Here is a 10449-nt window from a genome sequence, read left to right as displayed (position 1 = left end):
CTCTGTTTTCTTTACCTACCACACAAGTATGGAAAAATCAGCTCAGTTTTCTTTACTTACCATACAAGTATGGAAAAATCAGCTCAGTTTTCTTTACTTACCATAAAGTATGGAAAAATCAGCTCAGTTTTCTTTACCTACCACACAAGTATGGAAAAATCAGCCCAGTTTTCTTAACCTACCAAGCAAGTAGAGAAAAAACAACTGGAATTCCAAATAAATAGTAAAGTTTATGTTAAGTTTTGCCTGTACGATTGTTTTATGATAGTCGCTTTCATATAATAGAAGTAAGACTAGACCCAAAGGAGATATATCATGAAAAAAATCTATTTTGCTGCACCACTCTTTAGCCAAGCTGACTTCCACTACAATGCCCTGCTAGTGGACCAAATCCGCCAAGCTTATCCTGAATATGAAGTCTTTCTACCTCAGGAACAAGGTGAAATCAATGACAAGAATAAATATGCAGATTCTAAAATGATTGCCAAACTAGACGCAGATGCCGTACTCGAAAGTGACTTAATAATTGCCCTTCTCGATGGGGTATCAATTGATGCTGGGGTTGCTTCTGAAGTCGGAATTGCCTATCAAGCCGATATCCCGATGTTAGGCCTCTTTACAGATTCCCGTCAATTAGGCGCTACTAACCAGGACAAGCTCGATGCTTTACAAGTCGTAGGCGAATCACAATTTGCCTATGTTAACTTGTTTACTGTTGGCCTCATTAAAATGAAAGGACAACTTGTCTCAACCGCCCAAGACTTAATTAAAGTCATTCCAGACCTACTTAAGGACTGATTCTTATGTATACCGAAAAAATTGCGCTCATTGATATTGGCTCTAACACCATTCGCCTAGTTATTTATGGAATTGACCAGACCCACCATTTTGTGGAGCTCCATAATGAAAAAATTCCCGCCCGGCTCAGCCAATATCTAGACCAAAAGAAGGGTCAAGTTATTCTTAATAAAGACGGTCTGAACGTCTTAATTGAAATCCTTCATAATTACCATCAAGTCTGCCAAGAATTCAAAGTAGACACCATTCTCCCCAAGGCAACCGCAGCCATCCGTCAATCATCTAACCAAGCTGATATCATCGATACCGTCAAAACCGTCACAGGACTCACTATTGAGATTGTCACCGAAGAAGAAGAAGCCAAGAGTGGAGCCTATGCTATTACCCACTCAATGGACATCGATAACGCCCTAACAATCGATATTGGCGGAGGGTCATGCGAAATCACCCTCTTTGAAGATAAAAAAGTTGTCCAGTATCACTCTTTTCCTTTCGGTACTGTCAGCTTACAAAAAGATTTTTTTGCTAATAAAGACCATAACGATAGTCAAGCAATGTCCAATCTTTCTAATTTTGTTAAAAAAGCCTTTCGTGACTATGATTGGATTAAAAAAGCCAAGGTTCCCGTGATTGCCATTGGCGGATCTGCTCGGAATGTGGCCAACGTTTTTCAAAGGTCAATTGATTATCCTATGGCTGGTTTACACGGCTTTGTGATGACCAAGGATCAACTAGACCAAACTTTACAACTTTTTGCAAATACCCCTTTTGACAAAATGAATGATATTGATGGTCTATCCTCTGACCGTTTAGACATTATTATTCCGGCCAACCTAGTCTTTATTGAATTAGTTAAAGCGGCGAAATCAGATGCTTTTGTCATTTCCACACGAGGTCTCCGAGAAGGCATGGTCCTAAAATATATCAATGATAATTATGATGGACCGATTGACAATGCGACCATCCGAGCTCGTGCCATCTTCCAAATGAAAGAGGACCTGCCTATGGCAGGGATTGGTCCCCAAACCGCCGTGGATACCTCCATTTCACTCTATAGCCAGCTCTGCCACCTCGGCCTATTGGAGTACAATTATAAATTACAAGAACTCCTTGAATATGCCGCATCAATTTATCGCTTCGGTGGGTTTCTTTCAGCTGAAGCGGATTCTCAACATACATTCTATATTTGTGCCAATATGAACCTACTTGGTTTTGTCCACAAAGACCGTCTAAAACTGGCTCTTTTAGCCAGTTATCGGAATAAGTCTCTCTTCAAACAATACCTTAGTAACTACCAGGGTTGGCTCGCTGAAGATGAAAAAAAAGAATTACAGATTTTAGGCGGTGTGCTGAAGTTTGCTAATGCCATCAATGATTCCAATATTGAGCATATAAGCAAGGTCCATTTAAAACAAGTTGAAGTCAAAAACTACCAGTTAGATATTTACCATGTTGGTCCAATTTTGTCAGAGAAATTCCGGGCCAACCGTCATCAGAAACATCTCGAACGCGCCTTAGATGGCAAACTAACGCTACATTTCATTAATACTGATGCCTAACCAATAGAAAGGGATGCCTCCATGCCTGCGTCGAATAATTCTAAGAAAGCCGTCCTGAAAAAATCCTTCACTGCTACCGACTTCTCTAATACTAATTTTTCCGCTGCCAAGTATTATTTTAACCGTGAGCTTTCTTGGCTCGATTTCAATGACCGGGTCCTAGACCAAGCATCTGACCCAAATAACCCCTACTTAGAGCAGTTAAACTTTATCGCAATTGCCAGTTCTAATTTAGATGAATTCTTCATGGTCCGAGTGGCAGGGGTCTATGACCAGTTCAATGCTAACGTTGAAATCGCAGAAAACAAGACTCGGATGACCCCAAAAGAATTGCTAAATGCCATTGCCGACAAAAACCATAATAATATCACGAAACAATATGATCGTTATCATCAGTTAGTCAAAGCTTTACCTAAATATGGGGTAGCTTTAAGTCAGGTAGCGCAATTGGATGAGGAAGAACGTTTGGAAGCTGATCGTTACTTTAATGATTTCGTCCTCCCCACCCTATCTCCGCTTGGGGTTGACGCTTATCGGCCTTTCCCCCATTTGAATAACAAAGCGCTTAATATATTTGTGAGCCTATCTAAAGAGGGTGAAGACCACTTGGCACTTATTCCCGTACCTGCCCTGCTAGATCGCTTAATTTTACTTAAAGCTCATCAAACACCTCACCGCTACCTTTTCATTGAAGATCTAATTATCAGTCATTTAGATAAATTATTTATCGGTTATAGTATCAACTACGCTTATCCTTTCCGGATTACACGGTCGGCTGACTTTGATATCATTGAAGATAATGCTGAAGACCTCTTAGAATTAATGGAAGACTATGTCAAACAACGCCGGAACGGCTTTGCTGTCCGCTTAGAACTCGATAGCTCTTATGATGCAGACTATCAAGAAGACCATATTGACTTTCTTAAGGACCGTTTAAATATGAAGAAGCGGGATATTTATCCCATCAATGGTCCTTTAGATCTAACCTTCTTATTTGACTTTATTGAAACTTTACGGGACCAACATCCTGAAGCTTCATACCCTCCGTTCACACCTTATCTAAATCCTGACCACCAAGGTCAAAGTCTATTTGAAGCCATCCGAAAAAAAGATCTTTTCTTTAACCATCCTTATGACTCTTTCGATCCAATCGTCAACCTAGTCCAAGAAGCGGCCGAAGACGAGGAAACAATTTCAATTAAACAGACCCTCTATCGGGTATCTAAACACTCACCAATTATTGCTGCTCTTAAGAAGGCGGCCGAAAATGGTAAAGAAGTAACAGTCCTAGTGGAACTTAAGGCCCGTTTTGACGAAGAAAATAATGTTTATTGGGCACGAGAATTAGAAGATGCCGGGTGTCATGTCCTATACGGGGTATCCGAACTCAAGACCCACTCTAAAATCACCTTAATTATCCGGAAAGAAGCTGATCGGATTCGTCGCTATGTCCATTTAGGAACCGGTAACTATAACGACAAAACCGCCAAAATTTATACCGATATGGGGATAATGTCAGCCAAAGATGAACTCACCCAAGATGCCTCTAATTTCTTCAACTTCCTTTCCGGTTATTCTGAACGGCCTCAATATAAACACCTGCATGTGTCACCATTTGAAATTCGTGACTCCCTACAAGACTATATTGAAGATGAAATTAAATTCCAACAAGAGTACGGGAATGGCCAGATTATTGCCAAGATGAATTCCCTAACAGATAAACAATTGATTAAGACTCTCTATGAAGCTAGCCAAGCAGGGGTTCAGATTGATTTAATTATCCGGGGTATATGTTGTTTGAAGCCAGGTGTGCCTGGTGTTTCTGAAAACATTCGTGTCCGGTCGATTGTCGGTCGCTTCCTCGAACATAGTCGGGTTTACTTCTTCAACCGCAATGGTCACCACCATCTCTTCCTCTCATCCGCTGATATGATGACACGGAATATGATTAAACGGGTGGAAATTGAGTTTCCTATTTTGGATAAGGAAATTGAAGATACCATCATCGAAATCCTTAAGTTACAATTATCCGACACGCTTAAGGCTCGGATTCTACAAACCGATGGCACTTATGTTCGGCCAGATGCCAGTGAGATTCAGGTTAATGCACAAGAAATCCAATTAGCTCAAGCACAAAAAGCTCAAGAAACTCAAGTCAAAGAGGTTATGCAGGTCAAAGAAAATAAATCTTGGTTTGAACGAATCTTACAACGTTTCCGTTAAGAACTTGAAAAATTAAATAAGCTGCTGCTACGGCCACGCTCTAGAAAGGCACTGTGACTGGGACCGGCTTCCGCTTGCTTGGCAAGCTCCAGACTGTTCTGGCGACGGCTAGACTAAGCGCTAAAGTGCCAAGTCTAGCTTGTGGGCCAGAAATCCTAATTCCGGTCACAGACATTTCTGACCGTGACCTCGCCTTAATCGAAAACTAATACTTTAATCAGCCCCTGTCCAACCGGCAGGGACTTCTTTCTTGCCCTAAAGTACATACCAGCTAGCCAGTGCTTAGCTTTTATCTCATGACCAGCTTCCATAAGAGCTTCAAAAAATATCTGCACAAAACGGTTTATTTCCCAATTCCAAAAATTCCTTTGAAGACCCTACCCCCTTTAGCCTATAATAGAGAGGCAAAAGAAAAGGAGTTGACCCATGTCAAAAAAACATCGTGATATTATCATTGGCGGTTTCGCCCTCTTCGCCATCTTTTTTGGCGCCGGAAATCTCATTTTTCCGCCATATCTTGGACTCATATCCGGTCAAAACTGGCCCCAAGCCGCACTAGGCTTCCTCTTATCCGACCCAATCATTCCGATTTTAGGAGTTGTGGTCACTGCGAGTTTAGGAGGGAGGGCCACAGATTTAGGTAAACGCTTGAGTCTTAACTTTTCAAAGATTCTAGGTGCGATATCCATTCTCCTGATTGGCCCCTTCTTCTCGGTGCCAAGAACAGGTGCAACGGTTCATGAAATTCTCGTCCAAGGCCTTAACCCTGCTATCCCTAATTGGCTGACTGCCCTAGTCTTTTTCGGGATCACCTACCTACTCTGCTTGAATCCAAGTCAAGTTATCGATAAAATCGGCAAATACCTAACCCCTGGCTTACTCCTTCTTACCTTTATCATTGTGGTAAAAGCTCTACTAGTTCCTAGCCCTGACCTTCTAACTGACCTGCCTAGTGACTTATTTGTCCGATCCTTCAAGGAAGGTTACCAAACCATGGATGGGATTGGGTCTCCGCTCATGGCCGGCATTGTCTTAACTAGCCTAATCCAAAGTGGTTATCATAAGCAAAAAGACCAACACAGAATGATTCTTGCCATTTCCTTTGTGGCCTTTGTCCTCTTAGCAACAGTCTACGGTGGTCTAATCTATACTGGTGCCAAATTCAGCGGCCAAATTAACTTAGACCAAGATCGGATTCCTATCTTGACAAGTCTAATTGCCCAACTTTTTGGCCGGTCCGGTCAAATCATTATGGCCCTGATGGTCTCCCTAGCCTGCTTAACTACTGCCGTTGGACTCACTTCAACTTGTGGCCAATACTTTGCTGAACTCAGTCAAAACAAGCTATCCTATCGAACCGTAGTCAGCCTAGCTATTTTGGTAGAATTATTTTTATCTCTCCTTGGTGTCGATGCCCTTATATCAATTGCGGTTCCAATCCTCACCGGTATTTACCCAATCGTGATAAGCCTCATCCTGTGGTCGATTTTTGATAAACAAATTAAATATAAATCAACTTATCTAGGTGCCGTTGTCGGAGCGGGTCTTATCTCCATTAGCCAAGCCTTTGTTCTAGTTAATCAGATGAATGGTAACCATGCCTTAGACACCTTAGGCGATGCCCTAGGTCAACTTCCTCTCAGTCAATTCGGCTTTGAATGGTTACTTCCTAGCCTGATTTTCAGTATCATCTGCACTCTGTTTAGCCAAGTCAAAAAAAATAAAAACCTATAAACCTAAAGAGCCAGTCTCTGGAATTTCTCCTTAGACTGGTTTTTTTAGGAATGCCTAATGAGTAAAAAATACCTTTGCTTTTTGAATCCAATAACCTATAATAGCCTACTCCACTTGTCCCTGTTCCATTTGCTTCATAATAATCCATTGCTTAGTTTCTACATATTATCCTTTTTAGGAATAAATATGTTACAATACATGCTGGTGGTTGATGCATGATTCAACACTACAAATCAATAGGAGGATGCTAGCGCATGATTAATGTATCAAACGTAAGTTTACAGTTTCCTGACCGTAAATTATTTGATGAAGTAAATATAACTTTTACTCCAGGCAATTGTTATGGGGTAATTGGGGCCAATGGAGCCGGTAAATCGACATTCTTAAAGATTCTTTCTGGCGAAATCACCCCCACCACCGGGAATGTCTCTATGGATCCAGACGAACGGTTAGCCGTCTTAAACCAAAACCACTACGGTTTTGAAGACCAAACCGTCATGGACACCGTTATGATGGGACATAAAGAACTTTTTAATATCATGAAAGAAAAAGATGCTATTTATATGAAGGCGGATTTCACCGATGAAGATGGAATTCGCGCCGGTGAATTAGAATCTCAATTTGCCGAAATGGGGGGGTGGGAAGCTGAAGCTGAAGCCTCAGACTTGTTACAAGGTTTAGGTATTCCCACTGATATGCACCGCCAATATATGCGGGACTTAGTTGAAGCCGATAAAATCAAAGTTTTACTTGCTCAAGCCTTATTTGGAAAACCAGATAATCTACTCCTCGACGAACCAACCAACGGTTTGGATGCCCAAGCTATCGAATGGTTGTCTGATTTTATCCTTGACTTCCCCAATACTGTTATTGTGGTATCCCATGACCGTCACTTCTTGAACACGGTATGTACTCACATGGCCGACGTGGACTTCGGTAAGATTAAGCTCTACGTAGGTAACTACGATTTCTGGCTTCAATCCAGCCAATTAGCGGCTAAGATGATGGCAGATCAAAATGCCAAAAAAGAAGAAAAGATTAAAGAATTACAAGATTTCATTGCACGTTTCTCTGCCAATGCTTCTAAATCTAAACAAGCAACTTCACGGAAGAAAATGTTAGACAAAATTACCTTGGATGATATCCAACCCTCTTCCCGTAAGTATCCTTATGTTGGCTTCAGTCCAAATCGCGAAATCGGGAATGACTTATTACGCGTTGAAGGTTTGTCCAAGACCATTGACGGTGAAAAAGTCCTGGACAATATTACCTTCTCCTTGAACCGGGAAGATAAGGTAGCTTTTGTCTCTCGTAATGACTTAGCCACGACTGCTTTCTTTGACATTATTATGGGCGTGACTGAGCCAGACGCAGGAAGTTTTGAATGGGGCGTTACTACTTCTCAAACCTACTTGCCACGGAATTCTGCTGATGAATTCGATAATAATACTATGAACATTGTCGACTGGTTACGGCAATATGCTGACAAGGAAGAACAAGATAATACCTTCTTAAGATCTTTCTTAGGCCGGATGCTATTCTCTGGTGATGATGTAATGAAACCTGTTAATGTCCTCTCTGGGGGCGAAAAAGTACGTTGTTTACTTTCGAAAATGATGTTATCCAAAGCCAATGTCTTGGTCATGGATCAACCAACCAATCACTTGGACTTGGAATCTATTACCGCTTTAAATGATGGCTTGATTAAGTTCAAAGGGGCAATTTTGATTGCTTCCCACGACTTTGAAGTCTTGAATACAACTTGTAACCGGGTAATTGAATTAACTCCAACTGGAGCCTTCGACCGCTTGAAAACAAGTTATGAAGATTTTGTCAATGACCAAGAAATCCAAGCTCGGATTGATGCTATGTACCCTGATGGGGAATAAACGAATTGCAGCCATGTTCGCGCTCGGAGAGTAGTGGAAGCTAGTGTAAAATTTTTTTGACTCAGTAAGTACTTTTGATATTATATAAATCTATGTTAAGAATTTGACTTAGCTGGAAAGGTCCAACCCATAAACGAAAGGTGATCTCGTGGAAGTTTTTGATTTTGAAGATGTGCAATTAATCCCTAATAAATGTATTGTCCAAAGCCGGTCTGAATGTGACACTAGCATTCAATTAGGCAAGCGGACATTTAAAATTCCGGTAGTACCCGCTAATATGCAGACTGTTATTAATGAAGAACTGGCAGAATGGTTTGCAGCTAACGATTATTTCTATATTATGCATCGCTTTGATGAAGCAGCCCGTAAACCTTTCATCCAAAAAATGCATGAAAAAGGCTTGTTCGCATCAATCTCAGTCGGGATTAAAGATAATGAATTCGATTTTATCCGTGAATTAGCTGCTGAGAAGATTATTCCAGAATATATCACCATTGATGTGGCTCATGGCCATTCAGAATATGTCATTGATATGATTCATTTTATTAAAGAATACTTACCAGAATCCTTCTTAATTGCGGGTAATGTTGGTACTCCTGAAGGTGTACGTGAGCTCGAATTAGCTGGTGCGGACGCCACCAAAGTTGGAGTGGGTCCAGGCCGAGTATGTATTACTAAACTTAAAACTGGTTTTGGGACCGGCGGTTGGCAATTAGCTGCGATTCGTCTCTGTGCTAAAGCAGCCACTAAACCAATTATTGCCGATGGAGGTATCCGTCATAATGGTGATATTGCCAAAGCGATTCGTTTTGGTGCCCGCATGGTTATGATTGGATCTCTTTTAGCTGCCCACGTAGAAAGTCCTGGAACTAGCCGGGAAATTGATGGCAAAGTTTTTAAAGAATATTTCGGGTCTGCCTCTGAATATCAAAAAGGTGAACACAAGAATGTCGAAGGCAAAATTGAAATGATTCCAACCCGGGGTCACTTAGCTGATACCTTAATCGAAATGCAACAAGACTTACAGTCTGCCATTTCTTATGCTGGCGGTAATTCCTTGAAGGCTCTACGCCACGTAGATTATGTCTTAGTACGGAATACAATTTATAATGGAGACCGTTAAAAAAGTGATATCGACTGTTTGGTCAGAAAAAATTCCAGTATTTTAAAGCGGATTTTTTTGGTAGGAAATCATTCGAGTTTCATTAAACCGGAATCTTTTAACCGAAAATCATTCGAGTTTTATTAAACCGGAACTTTTGGTCAAAACTCAATCCAAAAACCCTAACCAAACTGGCCAGACTTTGACCATTGGTTAGGGTTTTTAGATTAATATCAGAAAGGATCTGCTCATGAAAGACTACCATCGTTGGGGCCGCCTAGGCCTAGTGGTTACCGCCATCATCTGGGGGTCGGGTTTCACAGTCTCTAGCTTAGCTCTGACTCACTACTCCGCCTACCAAGTCATTGCCCTTCGCTTTAGCTTGGCCTTTCTAGGCCTACTGATTTGGCGCTGGCCTCGGCTCAAAGAAATCAGCCAATCGGACTTAAAAAAAGGCATCAGCTTAGGCTGTCTCCTCACCCTAGCCTACTTGTGTCAGACCTATGCCCTGAACTTCACCACAGCTTCCAAAAATGCCTTTCTAACAGCGGTCAATGTGGTTATGGTCCCTTTTCTTTTGTATTTTATCTATCGAACCCACCTATCTAAGAATGCGATTATCGGGGCATGTCTGGCCTTGGTAGGTGTGGGCTTGACCTCATTTACTAAGGACGGAGTAAGTCTGAGTCTAAATATAGGAGACTATCTAACCCTTCTTGGGGCCGGCTTTTTTGCAGGCCATTTAATTTACACCCAAATTGTAGGACAATCCATGGCTACTTGGAAGATTATGCTAATTCAAATGGGGACTGCGGCTACCCTATCTTGGCTGATGGTGTTCCTAAATGGTAATGGACCACTCAACCTATCCATGCCGGCGCTTGCGCCAGTTGTCTATATTGGCTTGATCACCACGCTAGTAGGCTACAGCCTACAAACACATAGCCAACGTTTTACTAGCTCGGAAGAAGCGGCGATTATCCTATCCACCGAATCGTTCTGGGGCATGGTTACGGCCATGATTTTATTAGCTGAACCCTTGGTCTGGCAAATGATAATAGGCGGCGGCTTAATCTTCGCCGGAGTATTAGTCACGGACTTGAAACCATTTAAATAATAAAACAAACCACCCTCCTACCTTTTT

At 41.6% G+C, this 10449-nt stretch carries 9 protein-coding genes; all 9 read left to right on the top strand.

Annotated elements, in window-relative coordinates:
- Window positions 1-224: hypothetical protein (locus tag HMPREF9257_RS09325; RefSeq protein ID WP_218015536.1), on the top strand; the 224-nt coding region annotated here is incomplete at its 5' end.
- Between the two features lie 91 nt (window positions 225-315).
- Window positions 316-798, top strand: a complete 483-nt coding sequence (locus HMPREF9257_RS01105) for a nucleoside 2-deoxyribosyltransferase (RefSeq protein ID WP_006417622.1) — start codon at window positions 316-318, stop codon at window positions 796-798.
- A 5-nt stretch (window positions 799-803) separates the two neighbouring features.
- Window positions 804-2357: a Ppx/GppA family phosphatase gene (locus tag HMPREF9257_RS01100; protein WP_006417621.1), complete on the top strand. Its 1554-nt coding sequence runs from the start codon at window positions 804-806 to the stop codon at window positions 2355-2357.
- A gap of 21 nt (window positions 2358-2378) precedes the next feature.
- Window positions 2379-4580 carry an RNA degradosome polyphosphate kinase gene (locus HMPREF9257_RS01095; protein WP_006417628.1) on the top strand — a complete coding sequence of 734 codons (2202 nt, stop codon included), beginning with the start codon at window positions 2379-2381 and terminating at the stop codon, window positions 4578-4580.
- Between the two features lie 53 nt (window positions 4581-4633).
- Entirely contained in the window at window positions 4634-4789 is a 156-nt protein-coding gene (locus HMPREF9257_RS09210) for a hypothetical protein (protein ID WP_006417626.1), read from the top strand.
- 217 nt (window positions 4790-5006) lie between these two features.
- Window positions 5007-6314 (top strand): branched-chain amino acid transport system II carrier protein, encoded by a 1308-nt coding sequence (gene brnQ, locus HMPREF9257_RS01090; protein ID WP_006417620.1) that lies wholly within the window; start codon window positions 5007-5009, stop codon window positions 6312-6314.
- Between the two features lie 254 nt (window positions 6315-6568).
- A complete protein-coding gene (locus tag HMPREF9257_RS01085) occupies window positions 6569-8203 on the top strand; it encodes an ABC-F family ATP-binding cassette domain-containing protein (protein WP_006417624.1) in 1635 nt (544 codons plus the stop codon).
- A 148-nt stretch (window positions 8204-8351) separates the two neighbouring features.
- Window positions 8352-9326 (top strand): GMP reductase, encoded by a 975-nt coding sequence (guaC, locus tag HMPREF9257_RS01080; RefSeq protein WP_006417625.1) that lies wholly within the window; start codon window positions 8352-8354, stop codon window positions 9324-9326.
- 229 nt (window positions 9327-9555) lie between these two features.
- Complete coding sequence (locus tag HMPREF9257_RS01075) at window positions 9556-10422, top strand: DMT family transporter (protein WP_006417627.1); 867 nt, start codon at window positions 9556-9558, stop codon at window positions 10420-10422.
- The last annotated feature ends 27 nt before the right edge of the window (window positions 10423-10449 follow it).

It is taken from the genome of Eremococcus coleocola ACS-139-V-Col8, assembly GCF_000183205.1.
Lineage (GTDB): Bacteria > Bacillota > Bacilli > Lactobacillales > Aerococcaceae > Eremococcus > Eremococcus coleocola.
Note: the sequence above shows the minus strand (reverse complement) of the source record. Positions and strands in the feature narration are given on the sequence as shown.

Bases quoted from the DNA above. Each gene is read 5' to 3' on its own strand.
- HMPREF9257_RS01095 (WP_006417628.1), top strand. From the start codon at position 2,379: ATGCCTGCGTCGAATAATTCTAAGAAAGCCGTCCTGAAAAAATCCTTC.
- HMPREF9257_RS01085 (WP_006417624.1), top strand. From the start codon at position 6,569: ATGATTAATGTATCAAACGTAAGTTTACAGTTTCCTGACCGTAAATTA.
- HMPREF9257_RS01100 (WP_006417621.1), top strand. From the start codon at position 804: ATGTATACCGAAAAAATTGCGCTCATTGATATTGGCTCTAACACCATT.
- HMPREF9257_RS01105 (WP_006417622.1), top strand. From the start codon at position 316: ATGAAAAAAATCTATTTTGCTGCACCACTCTTTAGCCAAGCTGACTTC.
- HMPREF9257_RS01075 (WP_006417627.1), top strand. From the start codon at position 9,556: ATGAAAGACTACCATCGTTGGGGCCGCCTAGGCCTAGTGGTTACCGCC.
- brnQ (WP_006417620.1), top strand. From the start codon at position 5,007: ATGTCAAAAAAACATCGTGATATTATCATTGGCGGTTTCGCCCTCTTC.